Annotated in this window: 12 protein-coding genes; 8 read left to right on the plus strand and 4 right to left on the minus strand. The window is 69.8% G+C overall.

The genetic code is table 11. The annotated features are described in order from the left end of the window. Positions 1-212 precede the first annotated feature (212 nt). Positions 213-902, plus strand: a complete 690-nt coding sequence (locus QE374_RS04315) for a GntR family transcriptional regulator (RefSeq protein WP_309732476.1) — start codon at positions 213-215, stop codon at positions 900-902. Then, positions 899-1,918, plus strand: coding sequence for a 1-aminocyclopropane-1-carboxylate deaminase (locus QE374_RS04320; protein WP_309732478.1), 1,020 nt, complete (start codon positions 899-901; stop codon positions 1,916-1,918). Before QE374_RS04315 ends, QE374_RS04320 begins: the two co-directional genes overlap by 4 nt. 183 nt (positions 1,919-2,101) lie before the next feature. Here QE374_RS04320 and ispG read toward each other — a convergent pair whose 3' ends face one another. Further along, positions 2,102-3,232 (minus strand): flavodoxin-dependent (E)-4-hydroxy-3-methylbut-2-enyl-diphosphate synthase, encoded by a 1,131-nt coding sequence (gene ispG, locus QE374_RS04325; RefSeq protein WP_234075467.1) that lies wholly within the window; start codon positions 3,230-3,232, stop codon positions 2,102-2,104. 242 nt (positions 3,233-3,474) lie between these two features. On the opposite strand from ispG, the gene QE374_RS04330 reads away from it, so the two are divergent. Continuing rightward, complete coding sequence (locus QE374_RS04330) at positions 3,475-5,370, plus strand: chorismate-binding protein (RefSeq protein ID WP_309732480.1); 1,896 nt, start codon at positions 3,475-3,477, stop codon at positions 5,368-5,370. 6 nt (positions 5,371-5,376) lie between these two features. On the opposite strand, the gene QE374_RS04335 is transcribed toward QE374_RS04330, so the two are convergent. Further along, positions 5,377-6,684 carry a site-2 protease family protein gene (locus QE374_RS04335; protein WP_309732481.1) on the minus strand — a complete coding sequence of 436 codons (1,308 nt, stop codon included), beginning with the start codon at positions 6,682-6,684 and terminating at the stop codon, positions 5,377-5,379. A gap of 90 nt (positions 6,685-6,774) precedes the next feature. Between QE374_RS04335 and QE374_RS04340 the strand changes: the two genes are divergently transcribed. The 3 genes from QE374_RS04340 (at position 6,775) to pflA (ending at position 11,817) form a co-directional block, all read left to right on the plus strand. Continuing rightward, on the plus strand, positions 6,775-8,385 hold the full coding sequence (locus tag QE374_RS04340) for a UDP-N-acetylmuramoyl-L-alanyl-D-glutamate--2,6-diaminopimelate ligase (RefSeq protein ID WP_309732483.1): 1,611 nt from the start codon (positions 6,775-6,777) through the stop codon (positions 8,383-8,385). A gap of 245 nt (positions 8,386-8,630) precedes the next feature. Continuing rightward, positions 8,631-10,907 (plus strand): formate C-acetyltransferase, encoded by a 2,277-nt coding sequence (pflB, locus tag QE374_RS04345; RefSeq protein ID WP_309732485.1) that lies wholly within the window; start codon positions 8,631-8,633, stop codon positions 10,905-10,907. Between the two features lie 7 nt (positions 10,908-10,914). Next, entirely contained in the window at positions 10,915-11,817 is a 903-nt protein-coding gene (pflA, locus tag QE374_RS04350; protein ID WP_396653319.1) for a pyruvate formate-lyase-activating protein, read from the plus strand. Here pflA and dxr read toward each other — a convergent pair. After that, entirely contained in the window at positions 11,811-12,899 is a 1,089-nt protein-coding gene (gene dxr, locus QE374_RS04355; RefSeq protein ID WP_309732487.1) for a 1-deoxy-D-xylulose-5-phosphate reductoisomerase, read from the minus strand. The two genes, pflA and dxr, sit on opposite strands and share 7 nt — an antisense overlap. A gap of 4 nt (positions 12,900-12,903) precedes the next feature. Beyond that, positions 12,904-13,848 (minus strand): FKBP-type peptidyl-prolyl cis-trans isomerase, encoded by a 945-nt coding sequence (locus QE374_RS04360; protein ID WP_309732489.1) that lies wholly within the window; start codon positions 13,846-13,848, stop codon positions 12,904-12,906. A 187-nt stretch (positions 13,849-14,035) separates the two neighbouring features. On the opposite strand from QE374_RS04360, the gene QE374_RS04365 reads away from it, so the two are divergent. Together QE374_RS04365 and dhaK are read left to right on the plus strand one after the other, a co-directional pair. Continuing rightward, positions 14,036-14,761, plus strand: a complete 726-nt coding sequence (locus QE374_RS04365; protein WP_238343862.1) for a 1-acyl-sn-glycerol-3-phosphate acyltransferase — start codon at positions 14,036-14,038, stop codon at positions 14,759-14,761. 96 nt (positions 14,762-14,857) lie between these two features. Continuing rightward, on the plus strand, positions 14,858-15,853 hold the full coding sequence (dhaK, locus tag QE374_RS04370) for a dihydroxyacetone kinase subunit DhaK (protein ID WP_137416488.1): 996 nt from the start codon (positions 14,858-14,860) through the stop codon (positions 15,851-15,853). Position 15,854 lies beyond the last annotated feature (1 nt).

Below are 15,854 nucleotides of genomic sequence, written 5' to 3' on the forward strand. Positions count from 1 at the left end.
TCAGCATCTCTCACACTCTGAAGTGTCCGGCATCGCGCGTTCGGTTCCCGAACTGCGCAGATTCATCCGAACCCGACGGCGTACGCACGGCGAAGCGTCTTTCGCGCGCCTCCCCGGCCCCTCACGTTCACGTCAGCACCGGGGGCCGTGCAGATGTCGCGGGACGGCGCGCCGATTTGACCGGCACCCTGTCATCGTGCGCAATATATTGCATGCCGATCCCCACGCAGACGCTTCCCCCGCGACCCCTGTTGCGCGACGAGGTCTACGTGCGGCTGCGCGACGCGATCGTCGACGGCACCCTTGCGCCCGACGAGCAACTACGCGACACCGAGATCGCCGCGTGGCTCGGAGTGAGCCGGACGCCCGTCCGAGAAGCACTGCTCGAGCTCGGTCGATCCGGGCTCGTTCGAGCGCTCCCGGGGCGCTCCACCGTCGTCGCACCGATCGACCCGCAGAGCGTCCGTGACGCGCAGGCGGTCGTTGCCGCCATGCACCGGCTGGCGATCGAGACGGCGATTCCCCGCCTGACCGCCGACGACATCGAACGGATGCGGGAGGCGAACGCCGCGTTCACCGCCGCGCAGTCGAGCGGCGATGTCGAGGCCGCCCTCGCCGCCGATCATGCGTTCCACGACGTCGCGATCACCGCATCCGCAAACACCGCGGTGCGCACCGTACTCGGACAGTACGAACCGGTCCTCCAACGCGCAGAGCGCCTGCGCTTCGGTTCGACCGAGGGGCACGCCTCGGCTGCACGCCACGCGCGTCTCATCGAGCTCTGCGCCGCCGGCGACGTCGCGGGCGCCGCTGCTCTCGCCGAGCAGACCTGGCGGAGCCTCGCCATCGACCAGACGTATCCGACCCCCGACACCGCCACCCCCGAGGAGCCCTCCGCATGAAGCTCGACCAGTTCCCCCGCCACCCGCTCACCTTCGGGCCCAGCCCGCTGCAGCACCTGAAGCGCCTGAGCCAGCACCTCGGCGGCGCTCAGGTCTGGGCGAAACGCGAGGACGTCTCGAGCGGCCTCGCCTTCGGCGGCAACAAGGTGCGCAAGCTCGAGTACATCGTGCCGGATGTGCTCGCCTCGGGAGCGGACACCCTCGTCTCGATCGGCGGCTACCAGTCGAATCACACCCGCGCGGTCGCCGCGGTCGCCGCTCACCTGGGCCTGAAGGCGCGCCTGGTGCAGGAGAAGTGGGTGCCCTGGGACGACCCGACCAATGACAAGGTCGGCAACATCCTGCTCTCACGCATGATGGGGGCCGATTCCCGGCTGGACGACGCCGGTTTCGACATCGGGATCCGCGATTCGTGGCGGCAGGCCCTTGCGGAAGTGGAGGATGCCGGCGGCACGCCGTATCCGATCCCCGCCGGCGCCTCGGAGCACCCGCTGGGCGGGCTCGGTTTCGCCAACTGGGCGTTCGAGGTCGCCGAGCAGGAGAAGCAGCTCGGCGTCTTCTTCGACACGATCGTCGTGTGCACGGTGACCGGCTCCACCCACGCCGGCATGGTCGCCGGCTTCGCCGCGCTGGAGGACCTCACCGGCATCAAGCGCCGGGTGCTCGGCATCGACGCATCCGCCACGCTCACGAAGACGCGCGACCAGGTGGGCCGGATCGCGCGCGCGACGGCAGAGCTGATCGAACTCGGCCGCGACCTGCGCGACGACGAGATCCAGGTTCTCGAAGGATGGGCGGGTGAGCTCTACGGGATCCCCGTCGACTCGACGATGGAGGCGATCGCACTCGGCGCTCAGCTCGAGGCGATGATCACCGATCCCGTCTACGAGGGCAAGTCGCTGGCCGGGCTCATCGACCTCGTCGGATCCGGCGACATCCCCAAGGACTCCACGGTGCTCTACGCGCACCTCGGCGGCCAGCCGGCGATCAACGCCTACCACTCCCTCTGGAGCTGACGCCGCACCGCCGACCGGCCGCCGCCATCCCTGCCCGAGTTGCGTCGCAGTTGCGCAACCGCGTCAGTCATTGCCAGGCGCATCTGCGCAAACCTGTGGCATCTGCGCACATGCGACGCAACTCGGGCGGCCGAATGCCGGCGCGCGAGACGAGGATGCGGCCCGCGAGCGGATGCGGGCGGGTCAGGCGGTGACGACCTGCGCGGTGCCGAGGGGGGCGTCGGGGCCCATCTCGGCGGCGATGCGATTCGCCTCGGCGATCAGGGTCGCGACGATCTCGCTCTCGGGCACGGTCTTCACGACCTCGCCCTTCACGAAGATCTGCCCCTTGCCGTTGCCGCTGGCCACACCGAGGTCGGCGTCACGCGCCTCACCGGGTCCGTTGACGACACAACCCATGACGGCCACGCGCAGCGGCACGGTCATGTCCTTCAGCCCTTCGGTGACATCGTCGGCGAGGGTGTAGACGTCGACCTGCGCGCGGCCGCAGGAGGGGCACGAGACGATCTCGAGCTTGCGCTCGCGCAGGTTCAGCGACTGCAGGATCTGGTGGCCGACCTTGACCTCCTCGGCCGGCGGCGCGGAGAGCGAGACCCGGATGGTGTCGCCGATGCCCTCTGAGAGGAGGATGCCGAACGCGGTCGCCGACTTGATGGTGCCCTGGAAAGCAGGACCCGCCTCGGTGACACCCAGGTGCAGTGGCCAGTCGCCTCGCTCGGCGAGCAGACGGTACGCCTTCACCATCACGACCGGGTCGTTGTGCTTGACCGAGATCTTGAAGTCGTGGAAGTCGTGCTCCTCGAACAGCGACGCCTCCCAGACGGCACTCTCCATGAGCGCTTCGGGAGTCGCCTTGCCGTATTTCTCCAGCAGACGCTTGTCGAGCGAGCCCGCATTGACGCCGATGCGCAGAGACACACCCGCGGCCGACGCCGCCTTGGCGATCTCGCCCACCTTGTCGTCGAACTGGCGGATGTTGCCGGGATTGACCCGGACCGCGGCGCATCCGGCGTCGATCGCCTGGAACACGTACTTCGGCTGGAAGTGGATGTCGGCGATGACGGGGATCTGGCTCTTCTTGGCGATGATGTGCAGCACGTCCGCGTCGTCCTGACTCGGAACCGCCACTCGCACGATCTCGCACCCGGAGGCGGTCAGCTCCGCGATCTGCTGCAGCGTCGCGTTGATGTCGGTGGTCTTGGTGGTCGTCATCGACTGCACGCTGATGGGCGCGTCTCCGCCGACGAGCACCTTGCCGACCCGGATCTGACGGCTCTTACGGCGCGGGGCGAGGATTTCCGGGACGCGCGGCATCCCGAGGTTCACGGCTGGCACGCGATCAGCCTACGCGCCCGCTGCTGTGTGGGGACCGAGGCTTGCGCCCACGTCGACCCCACGTCGCGGAGCGCCCATGGGCGGATGTGGTACTTTCTCGCCATGCACACGAACCGCACCTGGTGGCACACCGCGTAGGCGGTGTGCGTGTGCGACACGGACCGCCCCCGGGCGGTCCTTCTTCATGAGGCGGCCGCTTTCTGGACGAAGGAACGACCAAGATGGACAACGCCGCCTCCCTGCTCAGCGAGCTGACCGCATCCGCCGCGCCGTTCGCGCTGATTGCGCGCGACACGCACACCGTCGAGGTGCTCACCGGCGACGTCGTGGACGTCGAACTGCTCGCCGACATCCCCCTGCACGACGCCGACGGCACTCCCCGCGAGGTGCTGGCGCTGGTGCCGTACCGGCAGGTGCGCGAGCGCGGCTTCGTCTGCCACGACGACGGTGCGCCGTTGCGCTGTCTCGTCGTCACCGACCATCGCTCACTCCCCCGCGCCGAGGTGCTCGCTGCGCTGCCCACGGCCGCGATTCCCCTCGAGGATGCGGGCTTCGAAATGTCGGACGAGACGTACGCGGACATCGTCCGCACCGTCATCGCCGACGAGATCGGTCGCGGCGAGGGCGCCAACTTCGTCATCCGTCGGGACTTCACCGCGTCGGTGGCGGCCGATCCGCGTGTGACCGCGCTCACCTGGTTCCGCGCTCTGCTCGAGCACGAACGCGGCGCGTACTGGACGTTCGCTGTCGTCACCGACGGACACGTCGCGGTCGGCGCGAGCCCCGAGGCCCACGTGAGCGCTCAGGGCGGCATCGTCACGATGAACCCCATCTCCGGCACCTTCCGGCACCCCGACACCGGCGCGACGGTCGAGACGCTGGCCGAGTTCCTCGAGTCGACCAAGGAGACCGAAGAGCTCTTCATGGTGGTCGACGAGGAACTCAAGATGATGAGCGCCGTCTGCTCCGACGGCGGCCGCATCACGGGTCCGCACCTCAAGGAGATGTCGCGGCTCACTCACACCGAGTACATGCTGCGCGGCTCGTCGCGACTGGACCCTCGTACGATCCTGCGCGAGACGATGTTCGCGCCGACGGTGACCGGCTCGCCCATGCAGAACGCCTGCACCGTCATCGCACGACACGAGACCGAGCCCCGCGGCTACTACTCGGGCGTCGCGGCGCTGTTCACCCCGACGACGGATGCGGCGGGCACCGAACACGACCTCGATGCCCCCATCCTCATCCGCACCGCCTACCTCGTCGACGGTCGCCTGCGGGTGCCGGTCGGCGCGACGCTCGTGCGCCACTCGGACCCGGACGGCGAAGTCGGCGAGACCCACGGCAAGGCCGCGGGCGTGCTGGGCGCCATCGGCGCCGTCCCCCGCACACGCGTCGCGGACCCCGACGCGCCCGCCGCCGCCCGTCCTCTCGCGGACGACCCGGAGATCGCCGCCCTCCTCGCCTCGCGCAACGCCCGCCTCGCGGCGTTCTGGCTGAACCCGCAGAGCGGCTCCTCCGACGGCCCGTTCGCGGGTCGCACCGCGATCGTCGTGGACGCGGAAGACCGCTTCACGACGATGCTCGCGCACCAGCTGCGACACCTCGGTCTCGAGACGACGATCGTCGATTGGAGCGCCGCGGACGCCGCCGCGCTCGACGCGGCCGACCTCGTGATCGCGGGACCGGGCCCCGGCGACCCCCGCGACGACGACAGTGACCGCATCCGTCGGATGCGCGAGATCGTCGGCGCCCGGTTGGACACGGGCCGACCGCTGCTCGCCGTGTGCCTGAGCCACCAGATCCTCGCCGATCGCCTCGGCATCGCGCTGGCGCCCCTGGCGCGCCCTCATCAGGGCCTGCAGCTCGAGGTGGACGTGTTCGGGGAGCCCGCATCCATCGGCTTCTACAACACCTTCACCGCACGCGTCACGCCGGGAACCTCGCTCGTCGACGACGTCGAGGTGTCGGCCGATCCGATGTCCGGCGATGTCTATGCGCTCCGCGGAGCCGGATTCGCCTCGGTGCAGGGGCACCTGGAGTCCATCCTGTCCCGTGACGGGATGCGAACCCTCGAGCGACTCATCTCCGCCGCGCTGGGAGCGCCGGTCGCCTGAGGCGGGTCAGATCAGCGACAGCGGGTTGATCAGATCGGCCAGGATCAGCACGCCGCCCATGACCGCGAGCGCCGCCACGACGACGAACGTCAGCGGGACGAGCTTGGTCGCGTCCACGGGCCGGGGTGCAGGGCGGCGCGCGATGCGCGCCCACCATCTCTTGATGCCGTCCCAGAGCGCGACGACGACGTGCCCGCCGTCCAGCGGCAGCAGCGGCACGAGGTTGAAGACGAACAGCGCGATGTTGAGCGAGCCCAGCAGCCCGATGATCCCGGCGACGCGATTGACGATCGGCGAGGATGACGACGCCATCTCCCCGGCGATCACTCCCGCGCCCACGACGCTCAGCGGACCGTTCGGATCGCGCTCGGCGCCCGTGACGAGGGTCGATGCCGTCTCGGCCACCATCACCGGCAGCTTGACGATGATGCCGGCCACCGCGCCCACGTTCTCGATCGCCGCCTGGGGGCCCGCCCACAGCGGCTGAGCGACCAACGCGCCGGTGGGTCGCACACCGATGAAGCCGATCTCGGTGCTCGGGTCGTCCGCCTTGGGCACCGCCGCCGGTGTGATCGTCACGGTGCGCTGCGTGCCGTCCCGGTCGATGACGAAGTTCATCGCCCGCCCCGGCGACGCCTGGATGAGCGCGGTCGCCTCGGTGAAGTCGGCGACCGCCTGGCCGTCGATCGAGACGATCGTGTCGCCCGGCTCGAGGCCCGCCTGCGCGGCCGGCGCCGCGGAGGACGCGCACTCCTGGGAGGTGGAGGACGCCGGCACGCACTCGCTGAGCGATGACACGGTCGTCGTCGCCGTCTGCACGCCGAATCCGCTGAAGAGGATCGTGAAGAGCACGACCGCCAGCAGCAGGTTCATGAAGGGCCCGCCCAGCATGATGATGACCCGCTTGTAGACGGGGAGCCGATAGAAGGTGCGCTCCTCGGCGCCGATCAGCGTCTCCGCGTTGGCCTCGCGGGCATCCTGCACGAGCGTGCGGAAGAAGCGGGACGAGACCCGCCCACGGGCCCTGCGACCGGGCGCTCCCCCGGCGTCGCCCGCGTCCTCTTCCACCGCCGGCGCGGGCGGGTACATACCGGCCATCGAGATGTAGCCGCCCAGCGGCAGCAGCTTGACGCCGTACTCCGTCTCTCCTCGGCGACGCGAGAACAGGGTCGGGCCGAAGCCGATCATGTACTGACCGACGCGCACACCGAACGCCTTGGCGGGCACGAGATGACCGATTTCGTGGAGGGCGATCGAGACGGCGAGGCCGACGATGAGCACCACCACGCCGATCACGAAGGCGAGGATCGTCACCGCACCACCGTAGCGGCGACGGCTTTGAGCGAGCCGTGCACGCCCGCGGCGAGCCACGAGCACGGACCGCGTCTGGTTGAATGGAGGGCCATGTCATCCCCCGCGAATCTGCCCCCGGTCCTGCGCCCAGAGAACCCTCCGACGCGGGCCTTGGCCGAGCTCGCGAGCCGCTTCGGCGCAGAGGTCCGCGGCGACGCACGGGGTGTCGAGCTGCACGGGATCACGCTCGCGACGGCCGACCTCCGTCCGGGCGAGGCGTTCGTCGCCCTCCAGGGCGTGAACCGCCACGGTGCGGAGTTCGCGGCCCAGGCGATCGACCGCGGCGCGGTCGCGATCATCACGGATGCGGCGGGCGCCGACATCATCGGCACGGCCGGTGTCCCGGTTCTCGTGCTCGAGAACCCGCGGGCGCGGATGGGTGAGCTGTCCGCATGGGTCTACGGCACCGGCGTCGACGACGAGCTTCCGCTCCTGTTCGCCACGACGGGCACCAACGGCAAGACGAGCGTCTCCCACCTCCTCGAAGGCATGCTTTCGCAGCTCGGTGTCGTCACCGGGCTCTCCTCCACGGCCGAGCGCCACATCGCGGGCCAGGTGATCGTTTCACGCCTGACGACGCCCGAGGCATCGGAGTTCCATGCGCTCCTCGCGCTCATGCGGGAGAGGGGCGTCGAGGCGGTCGCCGTCGAGGTGAGCGCGCAGGCGCTCAGCCGCCACCGCGTGGACGGGATCGTCTTCGACGTCGCCGCCTTCACGAACCTCACCCATGACCACCTCGACGACTACGCCGACATGGAGGAGTACCTCGAGGCGAAGCTTGCCCTGTTCCGTCCGGACCGCGCCCGTCGCGCCGTGATCTCGCTCGACTCGGCCGCCGCGGCGGACGTCGTGGCGCGGTGCGAGATCCCCTACACGACCATCGCGACGCCCGACATCGCCGCGGACTCCGAGCTCGCCGCCACCGCCCAGTGGCGGGTGGAGATCATCGACGAGCGCCAGGAGGGAACCCGGTTCGCGCTGCACGGTCCTGCCGGCGAGCGCCTCGAGACGGTGGTTCCCGTCATCGGTCGCCACATGGCGGCCAATGCGGCACTCGCGATCGTCATGATGTACGAGGGCGGCTACTCGTGGCAGCGTCTCGCGGACGCGTTGGACGGCTCACGCATCGAGGCCTACCTGCCGGGTCGCACCGAGCGGGTGTCGGGCGATGCGGGACCCGCCGTGTACGTGGACTTCGGGCACTCGCCGGACGCATTCGAGAAGACCCTCGCCGCCGTCCGTCGCGTCACCCCCGGCCGCGTTCTCATGCTGTTCGGCGCCGACGGCGACCGCGACACCACGAAGCGCCACGACATGGGGCGCACCGGCGTGGAGGGTAGCGACATCCTCGTCATCACCGACCACCATCCGCGCTTCGAGGAGCCGACCTCGATCCGGGCGACTCTGATCGAGGGGGCCCGGCGCGCGCGTCCGGACGCCGAGATCCACGAGTTCTCCCCGCCCGAGCGCGCGATCGTCGAGGCCGTCGCGCTGGTCGGCGAGGGCGACGCGATCCTCTGGGCAGGCCCCGGTCACCAGGATTACCGCGACATCCGCGGGCAGCGCACGCCGTACTCCGCTCGTGAACTCGCACGCCGTGCGCTGCGGGACGCCGGGTGGCCCGTTCCCGAGCCGCGCTGGCCCGTTCCCTACGGCGACTGAAGCCGCGATCGTCCGCACTGCGGCGGCGCCTGCCGTGCGCAGGACCTTAGTCCCTGGCGTGCCCAGAGCCTTGTTGTTCCCACACAAGGAAGCCAGTGGTCTGACCTCTCTGATTATTCACGGCGTGCATGCTCCGAACGCCGCCTCAGCGCGGGTCTAGCGTGACAACAGGCCCGCCGGGCGGGCGCCCGAAGACGAGCACCACCCCGACGCGACCGGCCCCACGAGGACAAGGAAGCGACATCATGAGCATCGTCACCCCCGCAGGAGTATCCCGCGACGCGCAGGACGCCCAGCCCCAGGCCTGGGACGGCTTCACGGCCGGCCCGTGGCAGGACGGCATCGACGTGCGCGACTTCATCCAGCGCAACTACACCCCGTACACCGGCGACGGCTCGTTCCTCGCAGGACCCACCCAGCGCACGACACGGGTGTGGAACACGCTGGCCGCCATGTTCCCCGAGGAACGCGAGCGCGGCGTCTACGACATCGACCCCTACACGCCCGCCACCATCACGGCCCACCAGCCGGGTTACATCGCGAAGGACGACGAGCTGATCGTCGGCCTGCAGACCGATGCGCCGCTCAAGCGCGCGATCATGCCGAACGGCGGATGGCGGATGGTCGAGGGCGCCCTGAAGACCTACGGCTACGAGGTCGACGAGACCCTCAAGGCGATCTACACGCAGTACCGCAAGACCCACAACGAGGGTGTCTTCGACGTGTATTCCCCCTCCGTGCGCGCCGCCCGCCGGTCGCACATCATCACGGGCCTCCCCGACGCCTACGGCCGCGGCCGCATCATCGGCGACTACCGGCGCGTGGCGCTCTACGGCGTCGACGCGCTCATCGCCGCGAAGAAGATCGACAAGCTCGGGCTGGACACGACGCCGTTCACGGAGGACATCGTGCGTGCCCGCGAAGAGCACGCCGAGCAGATCCGCGCCCTGGGCGAGCTGAAGCAGATGGCGGCCTCCTACGGCTACGACATCTCCGGACCCGCCACGACCGCCCGCGAGGCCGTCCAGTGGCTCTACTTCGCCTACCTGGGTTCGGTGAAGGAGCAGAACGGCGCGGCGATGTCGCTCGGTCGGACCTCGACGTTCCTCGACGTGTTCGTCCAGCGCGACCTCGAGCGGGGACTGCTCACCGAGAGCGACGCACAGGAGATCATCGACGACTTCGTCATCAAGCTGAGGATCGTGCGATTCCTTCGTACTCCCGAGTACGACCAGCTGTTCTCGGGTGACCCGACGTGGGTGACCGAGACGATCGGCGGCGTCGGCGAGGATGGCCGACCGCTGGTGACGCGCACCTCGTTCCGCTACCTGCAGACGCTCTACAACCTGGGTCCGGCACCCGAGCCGAACATGACCGTGTTCTGGAGCGAGCAGCTGCCCGAGGGGTTCAAGAACTTCTGCGCGCAGGTCTCGATCGACACCTCGGCCGTCCAGTACGAGTCGGATGACCTCATCCGCGCCCAGTGGGGCGACGACGCGGCCATCGCCTGCTGCGTGTCCCCCATGCGCGTGGGCAAGCAGATGCAGTTCTTCGGCGCTCGCGTGAACCTCGCCAAGACCCTCCTGTACGCCATCAACGGCGGCCGCGACGAGGTCACGGGCGAGCAGATCGCCCCGGAGGAGACGCCCGTCGGCGACGGCCCCCTCGACTACGCCGACGTGGATGCCCGCTTCGACCGGATGATGGACTGGCTCGCGGCGACCTACGTGGAGGCACTGAACTGCATCCACTGGTCGCACGACAAGTACGCGTACGAGCGTCTCGAGATGGCGCTTCACGACAAGGACGTGCTGCGCACGATGGCCTTCGGCATCGCCGGGCTCTCGGTCGCCGCGGACTCCCTCTCCGCCATCAAGTACGCCACCGTCACTCCGATCCGCGACGAGCGGGGCATCGTCGTCGACTACCGCACCGAGGGCGTCTTCCCCGCCTACGGCAACGACGACGACCGAGCGGACGCGATCGCCGTCGAGCTCGTCGAACGGTTCATGGCGAAGCTTCGCCGTCACCCCATGTACCGCAACGCGCTGCCGACGCAGTCCGTGCTGACGATCACCTCGAACGTGGTCTACGGCAAGGCCACGGGCAACACCCCCGACGGACGTCGCGCCGGCGAGCCGTTCGCACCGGGCGCCAACCCGATGAACGGGCGCGACACCCACGGGATGCTGGCCTCGGCCCTCTCGGTCGCGAAGGTGCCGTACACGGAGGCCCAGGACGGAATCTCGCTGACCAACACGATCGTGCCGGCCGGCCTCGGCCGCACGGCGGACGAGCGTTCGCGCAACCTGGCGGGCCTGCTGGACGCGTACTTCAGCTCCAACGGGTACCACATGAACGTCAACGTGCTGAACCGCGAGACGCTTCTGGACGCCATGGAGAACCCCGAGGCCTACCCGCAGCTGACGATCCGCGTGTCCGGCTATGCCGTGAACTTCGTGCGGCTGACGCGCGAGCAGCAGCTCGATGTGCTGTCCCGCACGTTCCACGGGGGGATGTGAGGCAGCCATGACCGTGCTGCTGGGCACGCCGCTCCCCCGTGATGCGGTGCAGCTCGATGCTCCGGCCATGGAGGCCGGCACCACCCGTCGCGGTGGTGCCGGCCTCCACGGCCTCGACGTGGCCGACATCGACCGCGCCGGACGCCTCGCCGCGATGCGCACCGGCGAACTCGGCTCCGTGCACTCGTGGGAGCTGGTCACGGCGGTCGACGGCCCCGGAACGCGCCTGACCCTCTTCCTCAACGGCTGTCCGCTGCGGTGCCTGTACTGCCAGAACCCGGACACGTTCGCGATGAAGGACGGCGTCGCGGTGACGGCGGATGCGGTCCTGGAGCGCCTCCGCCGGTATCTCGGCGTCTTCCGCGCCACCGGTGGCGGTCTCACGATCTCCGGCGGCGAGGTGCTCATGCAACCCGCCTTCGCGGCCCGGCTGGTCCGCGGCGCCAAGGCGATGGGAATCCACACGGCACTCGACACGTCCGGCTACCTGGGAGCGCACGCCACCGACGAGCTTCTCGCCGACACAGATCTGGTCCTGCTGGACGTGAAGTCCGGCGACCCGGATACCTATCGCCGCGTCACGGGCCGGGAACTCGAGCCGACCCTCGAGTTCGGCGAGCGCCTGGCGCGCCGCGGTGACGTCGAGGTGTGGGTACGGTTCGTCCTCGTCCCCGGTCTCACCGACGACGTCGAGAACGTCGCCGCGGTCGCGCGCTACGCCGCATCCCTGAACGGGATCCGGCCCGGCACCGTGACCCGCGTGGAGGTCCTGCCCTTCCACCAGATGGGTCGCGACAAGTGGCACGAACTGGGACGCACCTATCCCCTCGAAGACACGCCCGCACCCGAGAAGGAGCTCATCGAACGGGTGCGCGGACAGTTCGCGGCAGAAGGGCTGACGGTCTACTGACCAGCGGCGAGCACAGCCGCATCCGCCGCGCGCCGCGCCCAGCTCTCGGCATCGACCAGGCCCTCGCGACTCAGTGTCGCGGGGGCCTCGTGCGCGTCGACGACGCGGCGGACGATGTCGACGATGTCGAGGAATCCGATGCGTCCCTCGTGGAACGCGTCGACCGCCTGCTCGTTGGCCGCGTTGAACACCGCGGGATACGTGCGTCCGGCTTCACCCACGCTCTTGGCGAGCGCGACAGCCGGGAACGCCTCATCGTCGAGCGGCTCGAACGTCCAGGCCGAGGCGCGGGTGAAGTCGAGGGGTGCTCCGACACCGCTCACCCGGTGCGGCCAGTCGAGCCCCAGCGAGATGGGCAGGCGCATGTCCGGAGGCGAGGCCTGCGCGATCGTGGATCCGTCCACGAACTCGACCATCGAGTGCACGATCGACTGCGGATGCACCACGACATCGATCTGCGCGTAGGGGATTCCGAACAGCAGGTGCGCCTCGATGACCTCGAGCCCCTTGTTCACGAGGCTCGCCGAGTTCGTGGTCACCACTCGTCCCATGTCCCATGTCGGATGGGCGAGCGCCTCGGCCGGCGTGGCTGCGGCGAGCTGCGCGCGCGTGCGGCCTCGGAAGGGTCCGCCGGATGCGGTGAGCACGAGCCTGCGCACCTCGGAGGGCACTCCCGAGCGCAGAGCCTGCGCGATCGCCGAGTGCTCGGAGTCCACGGGGACGATCTGGCCCGGCTCGGCCAGCGCGGTCACCAGCTCGCCGCCGACGATGAGCGACTCCTTGTTCGCGAGCGCCAGCGTGCGCCCCTCCTCGAGAGCGGCGAGGGTGGGTCCCAGCCCGACGGAGCCGGTGATGCCGTTGAGGACGACATCCGCGTCGACGCCGCGGACGAGCGCCTCCGCCTCGACGGCTCCGAGGGCCGTGTCGGCGACGCCGAACTCCGCCGCCTGGGCGGCGACGCCCGCGCGGTCGGTGCCCGCCGCCAGGCCCACGACGCGGAAGCGATCCGGGTTGTTCCGGATCACCTCCAGCGCCTGGGTGCCGATCGACCCGGTAGAGCCGAGGACGACGACGCGCCGCACGGGATCAGCCCTCGGTCGGCTTCGTGGAGACGATGTCGATGACGAACACGAGCGTCTCCCCCGCCAGCTGCTGCTGCGACGATCCGGCCTCGCCGTAGCCGCACGACGGCGACATCGACACCAGCACCTGCGAGCCGGCCTTCTGTCCTTCCAGCGCTCGCTTGAAGCCGACCACGACGCCGTCGGTCGAGAAGCTCGCGGTCTGACCGCGGTCGTAGCTCGAGTCGAACGTCGAGCCGTCCGACCACTTCACACCCGCGTAGTTGACCTCGACCGTGTCGCCGGCACCGACGGTGTCGCCGTCGCCCTCCTTGAGCACCTCGACACGCACGCCGTCCTCAGGAGACGACGCGGGGATGGTGATCGTGGGCTTGTCGTCGGAGAAGGTCACGCTGGGAGCCTCGCCCGCGAACGGCTCCGCCTGGCACCACTGCGCCTCGGGCGTCGACGAGATGAGGTCCACGACGAACACCTGCGCCGCGCTGTTGCTGCTCGCGGGCAGCGTCGCGACCACGCGGGTTCCGGGAGTGGCGCAGCCGAGCACCTTGCCCAGCACGCTCTCGGCGGCGACCGGCTGGGGCTGCACGGGCGTGCCGTCGTAACCCACGGAGCCCTGCAGCTGCCCGGTGGCCGCGTCGAAGGCGGAGAGCGCATAGGTGACGTAATCGCCCGCGGCGATGGGGGTACCGGTGCCCTCGGTGACCACGGTGCGCTCCACGTCGGAGATGTCCAACGGAGCGGTGAACGTGGCGGTCGGCTGCTGACCCACCTCGCCCGAGACGCTGACCGCGTCGGAGGCGGCGCCCGAGGCGGCGACATCGGCGCAGAGATCCGCTGCGGCGCTCGCGGAGGGGGCGGAGGTCGCGTCGGGCGAGGATGCGGCGGAGCATCCGGCGAGCGCGAGGGCGCTGACCGCGAGTGCGGACAGGATGGAGAGCGGACGGCGCACGGGAACCTCCAGAATCGGTGCGGGGCTGACCCATCATCCCGCATTCGCCCATGCCCTCGCTGAGAGGGTCCGGCGAGGCCTCATGCGCCGGAGGGAATGGAATCAGCAGTAGCCTCTTACGGTGACAGATGCGCAGAGCCGCGACGCGGAGAACGTCCCCGATCCCCGCGCATCCGAATCCAAGCCGGTGACGGATGTCGGCTTCGCGTACTTCCTCGGCCGCCGCGTGCTGGCCCCTCTGGCACGCGTCGCATATCGGCCGCGCATCGAGGGACGCCAGAACGTGCCGCGCACGGGGCCTGTCATCTTCGCCGCGAACCACCTCTCCTTCATCGACTCCTTCGCCATTCCCATGGCGGCTCCTCGCCCGGTCCAGTTCCTCGCGAAGTCGAGCTACTTCGACGGACCGGGACTCAAGGGCTGGCTCTCGCGGCAGATCTTCCTCGGACTCGGGGCGAACCCCGTCGAGCGCGGTGCCGGCCAGGCGGCGCTCGACGCGCTCGACCAGCAGAAGCGGATGCTGGAGGCCGGAAAGGCCATCGCGCTGTATCCCGAGGGCACGCGCTCACTCGACGGCAGGCTCTACAAGGGACGCACCGGCGTCGCCTTTCTCGCCCTCCAGACCGGCGCACCGGTGGTGCCCGTCGGCCTCATCGGCACGAACGAGGCCATGCCCGTGGGGGCGAAGTTCCCGCGCACGAAGCCGCGCGTCACGATCCGTTTCGGCGAGCCGCTCGATCTCTCGGCGCACGGTCCCGCCAGCTCCGGGCGCGCGCGTCGCGCGGCGACCGACGAGCTCATGGCGGCGATCCACGCTCTCTCGGAGCAGGAGCTGGCCGGCACATACAACGAGGTCCCCGCGCACGGCGCCATCGAACGAATCAAGCGGGTCCTGCCTCACGAGCGCCTCTGACGGCACACTTTCTCATTCACGGCTTCCGGCACTTGACGCTCAGCCCCACCGGGTGGAGATTCAGAGCGTCTGCGAAGCCACAATGAGGAGGCATCCGTGAAGAAGTTCATCAACGACCCGGCCCAGGTACTCTCCGACGCTTTGACCGGCATCCGACTCGCGCATCCCGAACTGCGCGTCGACTCCGCCAACCGCGTCATCTTCCGCGGCGAGGCGACGCGCCCCGGCAAGGTCGCGCTCGTCTCCGGCGGCGGCTCCGGCCACGAACCCATGCACGGCGGGTTCGTGGGTACGGGGATGCTCGATGCGGCGTGTGCGGGCGAGGTGTTCACCTCCCCCACTCCCGACCAGATCCTCGCGGCCACCGTGGGCGCGGACTCCGGGGCCGGCGTTCTGCACATCGTGAAGAACTACACCGGCGACGTCCTCAACTTCGAGATGGCGGCAGAGCTCGCCGCGGCAGAGGGTGTGCGCGTCGAATCCGTCGTCGTCGCCGACGACGTCGCGGTGCAGGATTCCACCTGGACCGCGGGGCGACGGGGCGTGGGCACGACGGTCGTGCTCGAGAAGATCGTGGGCGCCGCCGCCGAGGAGGGCATGGACCTCGACGCCCTTGCTGCTCTCGCGACCCGCGTCAGCGAGAGCGGGCGCTCCATGGGCGTCGCGCTGACCAGTTGCACCGTGCCTGCGGCGGGCAAGCCGACGTTCGACCTCCCGGAGGACGAGATGGAGGTGGGCGTCGGCATCCACGGCGAACCGGGACGTTCGCGCGTGCCGCTCGCCACCGCCCACGAGATCGCCCGCATGCTCGTCGACCCGATCGTGCACGACTTCGGCGACGCGCGCGGCGATGCCATCGTGCTGCTCTCCGGCCTCGGCGCCACTCCCCTGATCGAGCAGTACCTCCTGTACGGCGAGATCGCGCCCCTGCTGGCGGACGCGGGCTTCGACGTGCGCCGCGTGCTGGTCGGCGACTACATCACGAGTCTCGACATGGCCGGCGCCTCACTGACCGTCGTGCGTGCCGACGACGAGTTCGTGCGCTTGTGGGACGCTCCGGTGGTCACGCCGGGCCTGCGCTGGGGAGCGTGAG

The organism is Microbacterium sp. SORGH_AS_0428 (assembly GCF_031453615.1).
Lineage (GTDB): Bacteria > Actinomycetota > Actinomycetes > Actinomycetales > Microbacteriaceae > Microbacterium.

What these genes read in the sequence shown, in the direction of transcription:
- QE374_RS04320 (WP_309732478.1), top strand. Translation starts at nt 899, where the DNA reads ATGAAGCTCGACCAGTTCCCCCGCCACCCGCTCACCTTCGGGCCCAGC.
- ispG (WP_234075467.1), bottom strand. Translation starts at nt 3,232, where the DNA reads ATGCCGCGCGTCCCGGAAATCCTCGCCCCGCGCCGTAAGAGCCGTCAG.
- pflA (WP_396653319.1), top strand. Translation starts at nt 10,915, where the DNA reads ATGACCGTGCTGCTGGGCACGCCGCTCCCCCGTGATGCGGTGCAGCTC.
- pflB (WP_309732485.1), top strand. Translation starts at nt 8,631, where the DNA reads ATGAGCATCGTCACCCCCGCAGGAGTATCCCGCGACGCGCAGGACGCC.
- QE374_RS04330 (WP_309732480.1), top strand. Translation starts at nt 3,475, where the DNA reads ATGGACAACGCCGCCTCCCTGCTCAGCGAGCTGACCGCATCCGCCGCG.
- QE374_RS04340 (WP_309732483.1), top strand. Translation starts at nt 6,775, where the DNA reads ATGTCATCCCCCGCGAATCTGCCCCCGGTCCTGCGCCCAGAGAACCCT.
- QE374_RS04315 (WP_309732476.1), top strand. Translation starts at nt 213, where the DNA reads ATGCCGATCCCCACGCAGACGCTTCCCCCGCGACCCCTGTTGCGCGAC.